Source organism: Neobacillus niacini (assembly GCF_031457145.1).
Lineage (GTDB): Bacteria > Bacillota > Bacilli > Bacillales > Cytobacillaceae > Neobacillus > Neobacillus niacini_J.
The window spans coordinates 54,680-71,358 of record NZ_JAVDVZ010000002.1 but is presented as its reverse complement, the minus strand read 5'-3'; the positions used below and the strand labels follow the sequence as shown (position 1 = coordinate 71,358).

Here is a 16,679-nt window from a genome sequence, read left to right as displayed (position 1 = left end):
TAATCATAAATTATTTTTGCGCTAAAATTTGGTATAGACGCTCTAGGGCTTTATTTAAATACCGATAGTAGGTTGATAGGGATAGATTTGTTTTCTTGGCAACAACTTCATGTGGACGAATCCCCTGTATAAAAGCATATTTTAACAGTTTCCCTAAAATAGCATCCGGATCCTCTCCAGCAATTAGTTGGTCAACCACATCTACTATGTCTTTTTGAATAAAATTCCCTAAATTATCAATTGAAACATCAAACGTAATCCGATGGGGGAAAATACGAATGTAGTGCTCGGACAATTCAGGGTTCCCAGGGAATTTTGAAAATCCCTTCATTAGAGTTTTAAGTTCATTTACATCATTGGTTGAAATAGACTCGGTCAAAGCCTCGCCAATAGAATTTTTTGATAGAAGTCTATCTAGTTTTGAAAGATAGTCTTCCTTGGTAAGGTCTAGAATAAATCCGCGGTATTCCGTTCCAGATTTGGTTGTGCCATTCGACCATGGAGCAGCTTCGAATCCGCATAACTCTAAAACAGGAAACCATTCTTTCAAACAAGTAAAATCTAAAAGCCATTCTGAAAATGAAAAATGATTGATGAGAGTATTAATGATATACGTTTGTGTTTTGGCCGCAAGCTCTGGCTCAAGACCAACAAAACATACCAAATACGCATTAGGAATTGGTTTCCATCCATTCAAAAAGGGTTGAAGGGCAGGGTCAGTTTCTAACATTTTCAGCATTTCGGCATGGAGCGGAATCTTTCCAAAAAAGGCAACTAACTCATTTTCCTGCCAAATGGTAATAAAGGAGGAAGGATCAACCTCCCAAATCGGGCGAATTAAACGTACCATAAGTAAATCCTCAGCAGCTTCGGGTAATACGAAATGATGATAGCGTAGGTACAAGGATTGTATTACTGGAAGGTCACATTCATCGCATCCCCGCACTTCGACGTTGTCTAAATGACCGGTGAAACAAATATTCCGCACGAGAGGATTTTCATGTAAGCTCATTTTATCTAAATGCAGTTTCTGCCTAAGAAGCGGATTTGAGCGTTCTTCCAATCGTATTTGTTTTAACGCATTCCTTCTCATTTGCTCATAGGTTTGAGGTTTCCGAAGCATCATATCTTCAAGTGCCCATGATCTTACCGCATCATGAAGCATCCATCCATCTTCTTTCAAAATAATAAAAGGCATTTTAATAAGGTTTCTAAAAGATTCATAGTCTATTTCTTCATTCAATATCGAAGCAAGCCTTTCTTCATTAAATCTCCAAAATACTGATGCTGCCTCGAGTAATCGTCTAACTGGAGCTTGAAGTCCATCAAACAGTTCTTCCATTAATACTGAAATAAGTTGATTTTGTTCCACGCGGGCAAGCGGTTTATTATGATTTCCCTTCAACATCATTTCAGCAACGAGTGTCATGGCAAGAGGAATGCCTCGAGAAAACTGGAATAGCTGTGATTTTGTCTCGTTGCTCTCCAGTCCTCGTTTTCGAGCATATAGATCCACATCAGTTGGTGTCAATGAGGTCAGTGGCAAGGTATTAATAAAGCTTGCCCAACCAGAACGCAGCCAGCCGCCTGAGAGCGGGTGCCTTCCAGCAGAGATAATTCGAACGGTTTCTACAATCTGACCTAGCCACTCGGGGAGCCATTCCTCAATGGAGCGCCAATTTTCAAAAGTATCAAGTAAAAGAACAATATGACTGCCTTTTAGATCCGCCCTCCGAATCATTCTGTCCACAATCTCCTGTTGATTATGTTCATTCAGGTCCCATTCACCTGCACTCCTAAGCTGAGTGGCCAATTGAACTAAAACATCTTCTTTAGCCCTTATGGTTTTACTGCCATCTAAAAAATAAAAATCGCCCACCTCTGATTCAGCCATGAATTGCTGGAGAAGTGTTGATTTTCCTATACCGCTCTGTCCATAAATATGCAGCCACTGGCAGTCTGAATGTCCAGCAGCATGTTTTCGCAATATTTCTAGTTCCTGTTCTCGTCCTACAAAAAATTTTCGTACTACTCCATAAAGTTTTGCCTGAATCTGCATCGTATACCCCCTTACTAATACTTAATATTCTATATTTCCTCTTTCAGACCTTTTTTTGAGAGTTGAATGATATTGCTTGTGAGAGTGTTTATTGATTATATTTGATTCGAGAAAAGCCAAAGAGCATAAACAAGTAAAGTTACGATTATAATTAGGCAGGTGTTAGATTTGAACAAGGTACTTTCAAAACAAATAAAACTGGCCCTAGAAGACGTTTTTCCCAGCTACATTATGATTGTTTCAAAGGATGGACTTCAAACAAATACTTCTTTATCTCAGGTTTGCTATGTAGATGAACGACATATTGCTTTACCAGTTCAGACTTTTATAAAAACCTGCCACAATGTCCAAGCGGTTCCCGATATTTTTGCTGAAGTGCTAGACCCTGTAACGTTAAGGAATTGGAATCTTGAGATAAAATATTTAAACACTGTTGAACAAGGTCCTATATTTGAAAAAATGGCAGTAAAGTTAGAAAAGATATTTTCTTTAGTTGGAATGGAGGATCTCTTTCACTTAAAAGGAGCGGAAATTTATGAAGTGTTAGCCGTGAGTGAACAGTAGGGGATTCGTTTTAAGGAAAAAAAGATGGGGGGTGTTTGTTTTTCGAAAGAATAGTAACTTTAAAAATATAACTTTTGTGTTGATCCAAATGATATTTTTTACAAAAAAGGGGTTGCACCGGTTAAAACTGGTACACCCTTTTTTTAACGGAAATAATATTCAGAAGATTGAAATAAATAATTAGTCCTATTTCTTTGAGCTGAGAAATATATATATTAGGGGCTTGTATTAAAGATTATTGGGAGGGTCAACATGAAGTTAAAAAAATCGTTAGCTTTATTGTTATCAGGGAGCGTGGCCGCAGGTATTATTTTAGCAGGCTGTGGTGCAAAGTCTGGGACTGAAAAAAATGATTCAACGGTTATCAAAATCGCTACTCAGACCCCACTGTCAGGTGGAAGTGCAACAATTGGTGAAGCAATTAAGCTAGGAGCACAACTTAAATTAGACGAGGAAAAAGCAAAGTTTAAAGACTTAGGTTTTGAATTACAGCTCGTACCTTATGATGATCAGGCGGATCCCAAAAAAGGAGTGGCCAATGCACAATCAATAGGATCAGATAAGTCTGTATTTGCAGTTGTCGGTCACTTTAATTCAGGTGTCGCTATCCCTTCCTCAGAGGTATATGAAAAATACGCTATACCAATGGTTTCACCAGCCAACTCAGCAACGGATGTTACTGATAGAGGATTAAAAACAGTCAACCGTATCGTTGCTCGTGATGATTTTCAAGGTCCGGCAGGGGCTGAATATGCGGTTAACACATTAAATGCAAAGAAAATCTTTATTGTTCAAGATAAAACAGCATATGGTACAGGGCTTGCAGAAGCTTTCAAGAAAGCTGCTGAAGAAAAGGGGGCTGAAATTCTTGGGTTTGAAGGAATTACGGTCGGAGAAAAAGATTTTAATGGCGTTCTTAACCAGATTCTTTCCAAGAAGCCAGATTTAGTATACTTCGGAGGAATATATTCAGAAGGTGGACTGATTATTAAACAAGCTCGCGAAAAAGGCATCGATGTCCCATTTATGGGTGGAGATGGAATGGATTCTTCTACACTAGTTGAAATTGCTGGAGATGCAATTAAAAATACGTATATCACTTCGTTAGCAGGGGATTCTACTAAATCAGAAGAAGGTAAAAAGTTTATCGAAAAATACAAAGAAACATTTAATAAAAACACGGAATCTTACTCGGTATATGGCTATGATACGATGGGACTTGTTTTAAAAGCTATAGAGGATGCTATTAAAGGAAATGACAACAAATTGCCAACTCGTGAACAAGTAAGAGATGCTGTTCGCGGAGTGAAAGACTACCAAGGTGTGTTGACGAAAGTTAGCTTTGACGATAAAGGCGACAATGATTTTGCTAAAGTCTTTATTTATAGTTTTCCCGAAGCTAGCTACCCGGCACAATTCGTAGGTGAAGTTGGAAAATAAGAATCAAAGATTGGAAAGGGTATTACTCATTATTGAAGTGAGAATACCCTTTCTTCTATCACTTGGGACAAGGAGGTAACCTATGCTGAACGAGATAATACAATCAATCCCGCAAGTCTTGATTGATGGTCTTACTTTAGGTACGGTGTACGCCGTTATTGCTCTAGGGTACACAATGGTTTATGGCATATTGGAATTAATCAACTTTGCACACGGTGAGATCTTTATGACAGGCGCTTTTATCGGTACAGCGATATTAATCGTTTTGACGGGAATAGGATGGGTTTCAGCAGTGCCAGCGATAGTTATGCTGATTACTGTTCTCTTATTAACTGCTATCATTACAGGATTTATAGGGATGGGAATTGAAAGAGTAGCCTATCGGCCATTGCGAAATGCACCTAGATTAATCCCTCTAATCACTGCAATCGGTATTTCCTTTTTATTACAAGATATTGTGAGATTCATAGCTGAATTAAAAAAAGGGAATTTTATCGTAACAGGACCTAGTCTTTTTACTGATCAAATTTTGATTAAATCCTCGTCTATAAGCTCCATTTTTAACGATGCATCTATTAAAACATCATTTGTTATTGTTCTAGTCACAGCGGTTGTTATGATGATTGGCCTTGATCTATTTGTCAATCGAACAAAATGGGGAATGGCGATGAGGGCTGTCGCACAAGATCGAGAGACAGCTTCCTTAATGTCAGTAAATGTGAACAAGGTTATTTCAATTACGTTTTTTATCGGATCCGCACTTGGCGGAGCAACTGGAGTATTATTTGCCGTGCAATATGGAACAATCGATCCTTATATTGGGTTCATTCTTGGATTAAAGGCATTTACTGCCGCGGTATTAGGCGGGATAGGAAATATCCGGGGTGCCATGCTGGGAGGTTTACTGCTTGGAGTAATGGAAATGTTTGCATCTGCCAATTTAACCCTTTTAACTGGCGGTGTACTTGGTGCCGAATACAAAGATGTTTTTGCATTCGCCATCTTGATTATTGTATTACTTTTTAAACCGGAGGGCTTATTAGGCAAACCGGTTGCAGAGAAAGTGTAGGTGAGAAGAATGAAATCGCTATGGAACAAATACAAACAAAACAAACTGGCACAAGGAATCTTTCTTCTCATTTACATCGGAATCACATCGCTAAGTTTATTTATGGCACAAAGGTCAGTCACCGCCTTCCTACTTTTATTATCTTCACTGTTACTGCTATATTTTACAAATTTCAAAAACCTGACAAAATGGTTAATTGCGGGAATTGTTCTTGTTTTTTTACTCCCATTTACTGCTAGTAATGGCGATGCATTTCAATCCTATATGGAAGTTGCCACTCTTGTTGGAATCTATATATCGATGGCCCTTGGGTTAAATATAGTCGTTGGGATGGCAGGTCTACTTGATTTAGGATTTGTCGCGTTCTTCGCGGTTGGAGCATACACATATGGAATTTTTTCTACTGCTCAAGCAGCGAATTTTATGCCATTTGGAACTTTCCCCCTTTCAGGAGAAAGCTTTTGGATATTTATCTTAATCGGTTGTTTTGTAGCTGCATTATTTGGAATTCTACTTGGTATACCGGTCCTGCGGGTTAAAGGAGATTATTTAGCCATTGTTACGTTAGGATTTGGCGAGATTATTAGAATTATTTTTAATAACCTTGATCGCCCGATTAATATTACAAATGGTGCAATGGGAATTCCTTCCGTCACTCCACCCCGCTTGTTTGGAGTCGATTTTCTATTTCCGAGCCAATTCTATTATATTGTACTCGTCATTCTATTATTTACGATTTTTACGGTTCGTCGTTTTGAACACTCAAAAATAGGACGTTCGTGGAAAGCGGTTAGGGAAAATGAAATTGCTGCTCAATCGATGGGTGTCCCATTAGTTCGGACAAAACTAATGGCGTTTGCGATTGGTGCCTCCTTCTCTGGGATGATGGGTGTAGTCTTCGCTGCAAAACAAGCTTTTGTAGATCCTACAAGTTTCACGCTACTTGAGTCGATTACGATTTTAGTAATGGTACTCTTAGGCGGGATGGGCAGTGTTCCTGGTGTTGTTCTCGGTGCAGCTGTTATGACAATCCTGAATCTACAGGTATTAACGGAAGTTTCAAATTGGTTGAATCAACTAAGTTTGTCTGGTGTCCTTTCGATTCCAGATGCACTCTCTCCGGCTAAAATGCAAAGATTAATATTCGGCTTGCTATTAATCCTATTTGCCTTATATAGACCAAAAGGGCTTTTGCCAGCCAAAAATCGAGTTTATGATGAAAATGTTTTAAAAGAAGGAAGTATTGATCCTGATTTAGGGTTTACGCCTGAACAAACGCAAAACGAGAATCTTGATACTAAAGAGGTGTAGCTATATGTCTATTTTAGAGGTTCGAAATTTAACGAAAAAATTTGGGGGTCTTATAGCTAATCAAGATGTTTCAATGACAGTAGAAAAAAACTCAATAACAGCCGTTATTGGACCTAATGGCGCTGGAAAAACAACCTTTTTTAATATGATTACAGGTGTATATCAACCAACATCAGGAGCAATATTACTTGAAAATGAAAAAATAAACGGATTAAAGCCACATGAGGTTTCGAAAAAAGGGATATCACGAACCTTTCAGAACATCCGCTTATTTAATGAAATGTCAGTAATAGAAAATGTTCTAGTCGGTATGCATACACATTTAAAGGCTGGTCTTATTGGTATTTTATTCAATCTTCCTGCCATTCGGAGGGAAGAGAAATCCTCCGAAAAGAAAGCGTATCAATTATTGGAATATGTAGGACTGGCTCATCTGTTAAATGAAAAAGCATGCAATCTAAGTTATGGCGCACAAAGAAGACTGGAAATCGCGAGGGCTCTTGCTGCGCAACCAAAGGTCATATTATTAGACGAGCCTGCAGCTGGCATGAATCCAAAAGAAACAAACGATCTTACCCAGCTTGTTAAGAGAATGAGACATGAATTCAATTTAACCGTTATCTTAATTGAACATGATATGAAGCTTGTTATGGAAATCTCAGAATATATCATCGTACTGGATCATGGAGAAAAAATTGCCGAAGGAAAGCCTGAAAACATCAGAAATAATCCGAAGGTTATCGAAGCCTACTTAGGTTCGGGAGCAGTTCATGTGGGATAGGAGGAAATATATGCTTCAATTAAAAAATATTGAAACCTATTATGGTGGTATACAGGCCTTAAAGGGGATCGACATTTCTGTGGATAAGGGTGAAGTTGTCACACTTATAGGAAGTAATGGCGCAGGAAAATCAACTACTTTAAAATCGATAAGCGGACTAGTGAAGGTGAAGACTGGAAACATTGTCTATAATGGAACAGAAATCGCAAACAAGCCTGCCCACGAAACGAGCCTTTTAGGTATTGCTCATGTCCCTGAAGGCAGAAGAATTTTTCCGAGACTTACAGTCAAGGAAAATTTACTTATGGGATCTTTTTCAGTAAAAAATAAAAGAGTAATCAATGAGAGAATAGAAAGAGCTTTTCACTATTTCCCTAAGCTAAAAGATCGACTCGAGCAAAAAGGCGGCACGATGAGCGGAGGGGAACAGCAAATGCTTGCCATCAGCAGAGCTCTTATGATGGAACCTAAATTATTAATGCTTGACGAGCCTTCAATGGGGCTTGCTCCAATTATTGTTGAACAAATATTTGAAATCATAAAAGAACTTAATCAAGAAGGCTTAACCATCTTACTCGTTGAACAAAATGCTTATCAAGCGTTGCAAATTGCCCATAGGGGATATGTTATTCAAACAGGAGAAATTAAACTTCAAGGAAACGGCTTTGATTTGATTAAGAATGAAGAAGTCAGGGAAGCATACTTAGCCTAAACAGTGCCAGGCAACATCATTCCCTGAATGTGGTGCCTGGCACTGTTTTTGTAAATATTTTTAGCTATTGTATTTCTGTAAGGTGTCTTTATCTTTTATATATTGATAGATACTTATTGCTAAATGAATATTAAATAATGGTTGACTATCATTCAAGTCCGTTAATAGAATTTCTTCAATTCTCTTTAAACGATAGCTTAAGGTATTTGTGTGAATATGTAAGAAATCAGCCGTTTTCTTGATATTTTGATTTTGATCTAAATAAACAATCAGAGTGCTTAACAATTCGCCTTTTCTGGATTGTTCGTATTGAATAAGGGGACCTAATACTTCTTGGATAAAATCAATTAATTCTTCCTCCGAATTTTGCAAAATAAATCTCTGGACACCAAGATCTGTATAACAAAGGATAGGGTGTTCGAAATGATAGTTTTTAAGAAATTTTATACATTTTATCGCTTCCTTAAATGACTCATGAGCAGAAAGCAGTCCAGGCTTCATTCTCCCAATGCCAATAGATATATCAATCTCTCTATATTTAATTTGAATCCGATCTTGTAAATTTTTTGCAAGTTTTTTTACTTCAGCAACAATACTGGAAGAAGATAATTTAGATTGATAGGAAAGCAGGGCGACAATTTGGTTTTCATTCATTACCGCCATACCCTGTAAATTTCTTTCTAGAAATAACTTGTTGGTCATATGGAGTAAATTTTTGATAGCGCTATCAGTAACAACCTTTTTTACTTTTGATCTCTCTTCAACATTAATAATAAAAGCAACATAGTTTCTGTTGGAGTCGAAATTTAAATTTTTAGCTTTTACTATTAAAGCTTCATCTATCTGTCCTGTAAAAAGTTTCGTGACGAATTCCCCTCTTAATCGTTGCTGCGTTTCAATAATAGCTTGCTCTTTAACTAGTTCAAGGGAAAGGATCGTACTAGCATGTTCAAGAGCTGAGATATCCAATTCACTCATTTTTTGTTTGGATAGAATCATCAATACCCCTAGTGATTTTAGTTTAGAACCGAGGAGTAATACTACTAATTGAAAATTTTCGTTATCTAACGTAATGTCTGAAACTGTTCGTGAATTTTCGAGCGAAGGTATAATTTGTTTGGCATATTGCATAAAGTAGTCAGTCATTTCCTCTGTAAATGATGAAAGGCATGCAGATCCTATTAGTTCACCGATATCATCGAAGAGAAAAATATGCTGCCCAATTTTTTTATGTATATAATGCATTATCGATTGAATTCCTTCCCCATTTACAACAAGGTTGGCTAAGTTTCTATGTGTTTCAATTGACCGGGAAAGCTTACGTACCGTTTTTTCCTTTTCTCGGTAAAGGCTGGATTTTTCCAGGGCAATGGCAGCTTGATGGCCGATTGCTTCCAATAAATTAATATCTTCCTGCTGGAAGTGTAAAGATTGTTCAAAAGAATCTAAAGTGATAACCCCGATACATTCTCCCTTTAGTAAAATCGGCGAAGAAATGACAGAGGTAAAATGAATGTTGTTTCGTATCGATCTATCCAATAGGTCTCTATTTAATGGAGTTAATGTAGATAAGGCCTGTTTAATTTCTAATTCGTTCCTAAAGACTAGACATTTTTTTTGTGCAAAAGTCATACCGGTCATTGACTCACCGCTTAGTAGTTTAATTGATTTAAAAATATGTGGATAAAATAACCCTTGGGCTGATTTCGCGATTAATCGGTTTTGATGTTTATCAAAAACCCAAATAGACCCTCCGCCGCAAGCATCTACGGCAGAAATCGCTTCATTTAGGATTGAATCAAAAATAGTATCAATATCTAATGTAGAATTAATGACATTGGCAACATGAATTAATGATCTTAATTGTCGATGTGTTAATGTATCTTGCATCATTCATCATCCTAACTTTTAGAACTCGCTATTCATTTTTGTGTAAAACACACAAATTTTCCTGAAATATATTCAGAGAAATGAACATAGAATTATATTTTCTAATAGTTATAATTATAAGAAAGTTGTAAAAATATTGAAAGGGGGATATCCAATATAGATTTACTATCATTTCGTCAATTCTTTTAAAAAAATTGTCGATTTAAGGTCGAATTAAAGGAAAATAGAAATTTTTGTCTAAAAAAGTCCGAATATTAGGAAAAAGGTGGTTGCAGACTATGAATTTTGATCTAACGAAAGAACAAGAGATGATCCGAAAGTTAATTAGGGAATTTGCTGAAGCAGAAGTTGCTCCAGGAGCAGATGATAGAGACCGTACAGGGGAATTTCCTTTGGAGGCTTTTTCGAAACTATCGGAACTAGGGATCATGGGGCTGCCTTTCCCTGAACAATATGGAGGCGCGGAGGCCGACACCACCAGTTTTGCTATCGTAGTTGAAGAGCTTAGCCGTGTTTGTGCATCATCAGGGATTACATATTCTGCCCATATCTCATTAGGCGGGGCACCACTTCATTTGTTTGGTACTGATGAACAAAAAGAAAAATACTTAACGCCAATTTGTACTGGAGAGTCATTTGGGGCATTTGGTTTGACGGAACCTAATGCAGGATCCGATGCTGGCGGCACACAAACAACTGCTGTTCTAGACGGGGATGAATGGGTCATAAATGGATCAAAATGTTTTATTACCAATGCTAGCTATGCCAAACACGTTGCTGTTACGGCCATAACTGACCGTTCAAAAGGAATTAATGGAATTAGTGCATTTATTGTTCCAACGGACACACTAGGATTTACGGTTATCAACAATTATGAAAAAATGGGTCTTCATGCCTCAAATACGACCGAATTAATACTAGAAAATGTAAGGGTTCCCAAAGAAAATCTATTAGGAACAGAGGGGAATGGCTACAAGCAATTTTTAGCTACCCTTGATGGCGGAAGAATTGGAATCGGTGCAATGGCTGTCGGGATTGCGCAAGGTGCATTCGAAAAATCTCTTCAGTATGCAAAGGAAAGAAAGCAATTTGGAAAAAGCTTAACAAACTTCCAGGCAATCCAATTTAAATTAGCTGACATGGCCATGAATATTGAATTAGCCCGAAATATGGTTTACAAAGCAGCCTGGTTAAAGGACCAAGGTCGTCCATTTAAAAAAGAAGCAGCTTACGCAAAATTATTTGCTTCTGAAATATGTATGCGTACATGTGACCAAGCCGTTCAAATCCATGGTGGTTATGGATATATGAAGGAATATCAAGTAGAAAGATTCTTCCGTGATGCAAAGCTTTTGGAAATTGGCGAGGGAACATCTGAAGTCCAACGCATGGTAATTGCGAAACAAATTGGTTGTTAACTAGTTGACTAGAATTAATAAAAAAATGAAAAAGGAGCTGTAAACATGGATTTAAGTGGAATTTTAAAAGTCGTTTCAGATAGCAAACTCGTTTACCCAAGCGAAGAAAAGATACGCTCTACCTCTATTGGTAGTACTGAAGCATTTCAACAACTACTGAAACAATCCCAAGAAGACCCGGCAGCCTTTTGGGATGATGTGGCCCGCGAACTTACATGGTATGAACCGTGGAACGAAACCATTAGTGGGCAGCTTCCTGACTTTCGCTTTTTTTCCGGCGGTATTAGTAACCCAAGTATCAATTTGCTTGACCGGCATGTAGAGAATGGGGCAGGCAACCGAACGGCGCTTATTTGGGAGGGTGAAAACGGCGATTCGAAATTTTACACCTATAATATGCTTCTGGCTGAAGTCAATCGATTCGCAAATGTTCTTCGGTCATTTGGTGTAAAAAAAGGTGATGGTGTTGCTATTTTTCTTCCAAACCTTGCGGAAGCATTTATTGCCGTATTAGCCTGTTTTCGTGTTGGCGCTGTTTACAACACTGTTTTCGCAGGTTATTCCGAAAAATCATTAACAGACCGTCTCATTAACTTTGAGCCAAAAGTAGTGGTGACGACAGACGCCACCATTCGCCGGGGAAAAGTCATTCGTTTAAAAGAAAAGGTCGATAAGGTAGCGCCGGAAATCCCTTCTGTGGAAGCTGTCATTGTTGTCAACCGTCTAGGTTTAGAGGTCGAAATGAAAGAAGGCTTTGATTACTGGTGGCATGAGCTGACAAAAAAGGCAAGTATCGTGTGTGAACCTGAAAGAATGGAAGCGAACGAGAGCGGAATCGTTTTTTATACAAGCGGTACGACAGGAAAACCAAAAGGTGTCGTGCATTCCGGGATGGCTTTTGTTATTCAGAATTACATCTATGCCAAATATCATATGGATCACCATGATGATGATGTCTTCTGGTGCACGGCTGATGTCGGCTGGTTAACCATGCATATTTGGGGAATTGCCGGCGCCCTAGCGAATGGTGTCACAACTGTTGTTTTTGAAGGAGCTATTGATTATCCAACAAAAGACCGTTTTTATCAAATCATTGAAAAATACCGGGTGAATAAGTTATTTACTGCTCCCACTGCATTAAGAATGTTAAAAAGTATGGGAGAAAAACCACTAAAGCAATATGATCTATCTTGCCTTGATGTCATTTCTCTTGTCGGAGAACCTTTCGATCCTGAAACATGGCACTGGACATATGAAATATTAGGAAATAAAAACATATATATCAATAATACTTGGGGTCAAACCGAAACAGCCGGTTCGCCAATAGCCGGAGCAGCATGGCTGACGCCGATGAAACCGGGCTCCTCGGGTAATCCATTTTTGGGTGCCGTTTTTGATGTTGTTGATGCCGAAGGAAATCCGGTTAAACCTCTTCAGTTAGGAAACTTAGTCATTACAAAACCGTTTCCGATGCTGTGCCGGACGCTTTGGAAAGAGCCGGAGCGATATTTCGCCTCTTATTTTAGCCAAGTGGAAGGCAGTTATTATGCCAGTGATCTTGCGCTAATCGATAAAGATGGATTTTTATGGGTAGTTGGACGTTCTGATGACGCATTTAATGTTGCGGGACATCGGTTAAGTACGATGGAAATGGAAAGTGCTGTACTTGAAGTTGCAGGTGTCTCCGAATGCGCCATTATTGGGATTCCTGATGAAATAAAAGGAGAAGTTCCTTTAGTCTTTGTCCGCCTGGCTGACGGTTTTGAAGGTACAGCAGAGTTAGAAGAACGGATAAATAATAATATCGTACAACAAATTGGTAAAATTGCCAGTCCAAAAACGATTATTTTTACCGACATGCTGCCGAAAACAGTCAGCGGAAAAATTATGCGCCGCTTATTAAAGGAAATCGTTGTAACAGGTAGTGTTGCCGGTGATATAACTGGTTTGGAAGATCCAACTACTGTTGCCCAAATACAAGAGAAAGTTTTTGAAAATAAAACGGGTAGATAATGTTTGATTAGGACCAGTCATTTGTTCATAAAATGATCGGCACATGACTGGTTCCACCAATTTATTCCATAAAAGACAGAAAGGGTGGAATGCATGTTCAAAAAGGTGTTGATCGCGAATCGTGGCGAAATTGCTGTTCGAGTTATGCGAACGTGCAAGGCCTTAGGAATTCATACGATTGGAGTATATTCCGAAGCTGATGCAGATGCTCCCCATGTGAAAATGGCGGATGAGGCCCATTTAATTGGAAGTGCTCGTGTGGCAGAAAGTTATTTGAACATCGATAAAATTTTAGAAGTCGCGAAAGGAACGAAAGCAGATGCCATCCATCCCGGATATGGATTGCTTTCCGAGAATGCGGAATTTGCCCGCCGATGTGAGGAAGCAGGACTTACATTCATCGGACCTTCTCCTGCGGTTATTTCTAAAATGGGTAGCAAGATTGAGTCTCGTAAAGCAATGGAGGAAGCGGGTGTTCCAGTTGTTCCAGGAATTACCTACCCGCTGGCTGATGCAGAGGAGGCAGTAGAAGTAGCCGACCGCATCGGATATCCAGTGATGTTAAAAGCCTCCGCTGGTGGAGGCGGAATCGGGATGCAGGTGGTCAAGAGCGGTGATGAAATCCGCAAGGCCTTTGCCGGCAACCAAAAACGAGCGACTGATTTCTTTGGTGACGGGGCGATGTACGTTGAAAAATACGTTGAAAGTCCAAGACATATTGAGATTCAAATCTTAGCTGATGGCTTTGGAAATACCGTTTACCTTTGGGAACGTGAATGTTCGATTCAACGCAGGCACCAAAAAGTTGTTGAAGAAGCTCCATCTTCTTTTATTACTGAAATAACGCGTAAAAAAATGGGAGAGGCAGCTGTAAAGGCGGCAAAATCTATTGGGTATAAAAACGCAGGTACAATTGAGTTCTTGGTTGATGAACAGCAAAATTTCTATTTCCTTGAAATGAATACCCGTCTGCAAGTGGAGCATCCAGTGACGGAAGAAATAACCGGTTTGGACTTGGTTGAAAAACAATTGAAAATTGCTGCAGGTGAAGCCTTAACTTTTTCACAAGAAGAGGTAAAACGTGATGGTCATGCCATTGAAGTTAGAGTCTACGCAGAAGATCCAAAGACATTTTTCCCTTCTCCAGGAAAAATAACAAAATTAGTGCTGCCGGACGGTGAAGGTGTTCGACATGAATTAGCAATTCATGGACAATCCGTGGTCACGCCTTTTTATGACCCAATGATTGCTAAGCTGGTTGTTAAAGGCAGTAATCGGGAGGAAGCAATCGAACGTTTGCAAGCAGCCTTAGCAGATTATCAAATAGAAGGAATTAAAACAAATATTCCAATGCTGCAAGAAGTCATTTCCCACCCGGCATTCCGTTCAGGTGATACGACAACGAACTTTGTTGAGAAGTACTTAAAACCTTTAAAAAAAGCAAATAAATAGGAGGAATCATCATGAGTGAAGTAGTAGCAAGTATGGCTGGAAGTGTATGGAAGGTACTAGTTAAGGTTGGAGACCAGGTAGAAGAAGGTCAGGATGTAGCGATTTTAGAATCAATGAAAATGGAAATCCCCATTGCAGCCGAGTTCGATGGAACGGTTAAGGAAGTGAAAGTGAACGAAGGCGATTTTGTGAATGAAGGAGATGTCATTGCAGAAATTGAATAAATCCTAAAATTATTAGGAGAAGGAGATGGAACAATGAAGTGGCCCGCAAATATAACCATTAAAGAGGTTGGTCCACGGGATGGACTGCAAAACGAAAAGGTATTTATTTCAACCGAGGATAAAATTGCCTGGATTAATCAATTATCATCCAGCGGCCTGAACCATATTGAAATTACCTCTTTTGTTAATCCAAAATGGATTCCTGCTCTTTCAGATGCGGTTGCCGTTTCTACAGGTATTACCAGACAGCCTGGTGTAACTTATACGGCTCTTGTTCCAAACGAGCGAGGTTTAGCACGGGCGTTTGAAGCGAACATCGATGAAGCAGCAGTGTTTATGTCAGCCAGCGAAACTCATAATCTAAAAAATATAAATAAATCGATTCGTGATACCTTCCCGGTATTAAGTGATTTGGTCCAAAAAACCCTTGCAGCAGGGAAATCGAGCAGGGGTTATGTTTCTACTGTGTTCGGTTGTCCCTATGAAGGGAATGTTGATATAGATGCAGTGATAAGGGTATCGGAAACCTTATTTGAGATGGGAATTGGCGAGCTGTCACTAGGGGATACCATCGGGGTAGCCACTCCAAAGCAGGTCCAAGAGGTTTTACAAGTTTTACTAAAAAGGTTCCCTGCTGAAAAATTAGCGATGCATTTCCACGATACCCGCGGAACGGCGCTGGCCAATATCTTAGCATCGCTGGAGATGGGAATAACCACTTTTGATTCTTCCGTTGGAGGATTAGGCGGCTGCCCTTATGCTCCAGGAGCAGCGGGTAATGTAGCTACGGATGATTTACTTTATATGGTTCATGGGATGGGAATTCACACTGGGGTGGACCAGGAAAAGATTTTGGCTGCATCGAGGTACATTCAAGGGAAGATTGGTAAAGCTTTACCTAGTAAAAGTTTCCAAGCTGCAAGCTCTCAATCAGGCTGCAAGATATGAGGAAGGTGACCACATGGGTAAAAAAGTAGTAGTGAACCGGTTGGAAAATGGAATCATAATGATTACTTTAAATCGTCCTGAGGCAGCTAATGCTTTATCTGTCCAAATGCTAGAGGAACTTCAGGACGCGATTCTTGCCTGTAAATTTGATCGGACAGTCCGCTGTATTGTGATGACTGGGACAGGGGAGAAAGCTTTCTGTGCAGGTGCTGATTTAAAAGAACGGGCAGGAATGGATCCAGTTCAGGTACAGAAGACGGTTTCCTTGATCCGTAGAAATATAAATGAGTTAGAAGCATTATCGCAGCCGGTGATTGCCGCTGTGAACGGCGTTGCATTTGGCGGGGGAACGGAACTTGCTCTGGCTTGTGATATTCGGATTGCCTCTGAAACAGCAAAGCTTGGACTTACAGAAACTTCTCTGGGAATTATTCCAGGTGCTGGGGGTACCCAGCGTTTACCGAGATTAGTAGGTAAGGGACGTGCGAAAGAGCTTATTTTCACTGCGAGAAGAATTGACGCTGTAGAAGCTTTGGAGATTGGATTAGTAGAGTATAAGGTTCCTGCAGATTACTTGATTGAAAAAGCATTAGAAATAGCCAGACAAATTGTCAAGAATGGTCCGATTGCCGTTGCACAAGCAAAATTCGCCATCGATAAGGGATATGATGTAGATCTTAACACCGGTCTTGCTATCGAACAAAATGCTTATGAAGTAACGATTCCGACGAAGGACCGATTAGAAGGTTTGCAAGCTTTTAAGGAAAAAAGACCTCCGGTTTATAAGGGAGAATAGGA

Annotated in this window: 14 protein-coding genes; 12 read left to right on the top strand and 2 right to left on the bottom strand. The window is 39.3% G+C overall.

Features of this window, described 5'->3' with window-relative positions:
• Positions 1-10: 10 nt before the first annotated feature.
• Entirely contained in the window at positions 11-2,059 is a 2,049-nt protein-coding gene (locus tag J2Y03_RS05125) for an ATP-binding protein (protein WP_310191527.1), read from the bottom strand.
• A gap of 168 nt (positions 2,060-2,227) precedes the next feature.
• Here J2Y03_RS05125 and J2Y03_RS05120 point away from each other — a divergent pair, with 168 nt between their 5' ends.
• The 6 genes from J2Y03_RS05120 (at position 2,228) to J2Y03_RS05095 (ending at position 7,936) form a co-directional block, all read left to right on the top strand.
• Positions 2,228-2,623, top strand: coding sequence for a hypothetical protein (locus tag J2Y03_RS05120; RefSeq protein WP_310191525.1), 396 nt, complete (start codon positions 2,228-2,230; stop codon positions 2,621-2,623).
• Between the two features lie 252 nt (positions 2,624-2,875).
• Complete coding sequence (locus J2Y03_RS05115; protein WP_310191522.1) at positions 2,876-4,063, top strand: branched-chain amino acid ABC transporter substrate-binding protein; 1,188 nt, start codon at positions 2,876-2,878, stop codon at positions 4,061-4,063.
• 82 nt (positions 4,064-4,145) lie between these two features.
• Entirely contained in the window at positions 4,146-5,132 is a 987-nt protein-coding gene (locus tag J2Y03_RS05110) for a branched-chain amino acid ABC transporter permease (RefSeq protein ID WP_310191519.1), read from the top strand.
• Between the two features lie 9 nt (positions 5,133-5,141).
• Positions 5,142-6,443, top strand: coding sequence for a branched-chain amino acid ABC transporter permease (locus tag J2Y03_RS05105; protein ID WP_310192978.1), 1,302 nt, complete (start codon positions 5,142-5,144; stop codon positions 6,441-6,443).
• A gap of 4 nt (positions 6,444-6,447) precedes the next feature.
• Positions 6,448-7,224, top strand: a complete 777-nt coding sequence (locus J2Y03_RS05100; protein ID WP_310191517.1) for an ABC transporter ATP-binding protein — start codon at positions 6,448-6,450, stop codon at positions 7,222-7,224.
• A gap of 10 nt (positions 7,225-7,234) precedes the next feature.
• A complete protein-coding gene (locus J2Y03_RS05095; protein ID WP_310191515.1) occupies positions 7,235-7,936 on the top strand; it encodes an ABC transporter ATP-binding protein in 702 nt (233 codons plus the stop codon).
• A 60-nt stretch (positions 7,937-7,996) separates the two neighbouring features.
• Here the strand turns inward: J2Y03_RS05095 and J2Y03_RS05090 are convergent, their stop codons facing one another.
• Entirely contained in the window at positions 7,997-9,826 is a 1,830-nt protein-coding gene (locus J2Y03_RS05090; RefSeq protein WP_310191513.1) for a helix-turn-helix domain-containing protein, read from the bottom strand.
• A gap of 278 nt (positions 9,827-10,104) precedes the next feature.
• Here J2Y03_RS05090 and J2Y03_RS05085 point away from each other — a divergent pair, with 278 nt between their 5' ends.
• From J2Y03_RS05085 to J2Y03_RS05060, 6 genes are all read left to right on the top strand, one after another.
• Complete coding sequence (locus J2Y03_RS05085; protein ID WP_310191511.1) at positions 10,105-11,244, top strand: acyl-CoA dehydrogenase; 1,140 nt, start codon at positions 10,105-10,107, stop codon at positions 11,242-11,244.
• 45 nt (positions 11,245-11,289) lie between these two features.
• Entirely contained in the window at positions 11,290-13,257 is a 1,968-nt protein-coding gene (locus tag J2Y03_RS05080) for an acetate--CoA ligase (protein ID WP_310191509.1), read from the top strand.
• Positions 13,258-13,350: 93 nt separating this feature from the next.
• Positions 13,351-14,709 carry an acetyl-CoA carboxylase biotin carboxylase subunit gene (locus tag J2Y03_RS05075; protein WP_310191507.1) on the top strand — a complete coding sequence of 453 codons (1,359 nt, stop codon included), beginning with the start codon at positions 13,351-13,353 and terminating at the stop codon, positions 14,707-14,709.
• Positions 14,710-14,720: 11 nt separating this feature from the next.
• Positions 14,721-14,933 (top strand): acetyl-CoA carboxylase biotin carboxyl carrier protein subunit, encoded by a 213-nt coding sequence (locus J2Y03_RS05070; RefSeq protein ID WP_132091191.1) that lies wholly within the window; start codon positions 14,721-14,723, stop codon positions 14,931-14,933.
• A gap of 33 nt (positions 14,934-14,966) precedes the next feature.
• Positions 14,967-15,881, top strand: a complete 915-nt coding sequence (locus J2Y03_RS05065) for a hydroxymethylglutaryl-CoA lyase (RefSeq protein WP_310191504.1) — start codon at positions 14,967-14,969, stop codon at positions 15,879-15,881.
• Between the two features lie 13 nt (positions 15,882-15,894).
• Positions 15,895-16,677, top strand: coding sequence for an enoyl-CoA hydratase (locus J2Y03_RS05060; RefSeq protein ID WP_310191501.1), 783 nt, complete (start codon positions 15,895-15,897; stop codon positions 16,675-16,677).
• Positions 16,678-16,679 lie beyond the last annotated feature (2 nt).

What these genes read in the sequence shown, in the direction of transcription:
- J2Y03_RS05070 (WP_132091191.1), top strand. Translation starts at nt 14,721, where the DNA reads ATGAGTGAAGTAGTAGCAAGTATGGCTGGAAGTGTATGGAAGGTACTA.
- J2Y03_RS05060 (WP_310191501.1), top strand. Translation starts at nt 15,895, where the DNA reads ATGGGTAAAAAAGTAGTAGTGAACCGGTTGGAAAATGGAATCATAATG.
- J2Y03_RS05095 (WP_310191515.1), top strand. Translation starts at nt 7,235, where the DNA reads ATGCTTCAATTAAAAAATATTGAAACCTATTATGGTGGTATACAGGCC.
- J2Y03_RS05075 (WP_310191507.1), top strand. Translation starts at nt 13,351, where the DNA reads ATGTTCAAAAAGGTGTTGATCGCGAATCGTGGCGAAATTGCTGTTCGA.
- J2Y03_RS05110 (WP_310191519.1), top strand. Translation starts at nt 4,146, where the DNA reads ATGCTGAACGAGATAATACAATCAATCCCGCAAGTCTTGATTGATGGT.
- J2Y03_RS05090 (WP_310191513.1), bottom strand. Translation starts at nt 9,826, where the DNA reads ATGCAAGATACATTAACACATCGACAATTAAGATCATTAATTCATGTT.
- J2Y03_RS05105 (WP_310192978.1), top strand. Translation starts at nt 5,142, where the DNA reads ATGAAATCGCTATGGAACAAATACAAACAAAACAAACTGGCACAAGGA.
- J2Y03_RS05115 (WP_310191522.1), top strand. Translation starts at nt 2,876, where the DNA reads ATGAAGTTAAAAAAATCGTTAGCTTTATTGTTATCAGGGAGCGTGGCC.
- J2Y03_RS05080 (WP_310191509.1), top strand. Translation starts at nt 11,290, where the DNA reads ATGGATTTAAGTGGAATTTTAAAAGTCGTTTCAGATAGCAAACTCGTT.
- J2Y03_RS05100 (WP_310191517.1), top strand. Translation starts at nt 6,448, where the DNA reads ATGTCTATTTTAGAGGTTCGAAATTTAACGAAAAAATTTGGGGGTCTT.
- J2Y03_RS05125 (WP_310191527.1), bottom strand. Translation starts at nt 2,059, where the DNA reads ATGCAGATTCAGGCAAAACTTTATGGAGTAGTACGAAAATTTTTTGTA.
- J2Y03_RS05065 (WP_310191504.1), top strand. Translation starts at nt 14,967, where the DNA reads ATGAAGTGGCCCGCAAATATAACCATTAAAGAGGTTGGTCCACGGGAT.
- J2Y03_RS05085 (WP_310191511.1), top strand. Translation starts at nt 10,105, where the DNA reads ATGAATTTTGATCTAACGAAAGAACAAGAGATGATCCGAAAGTTAATT.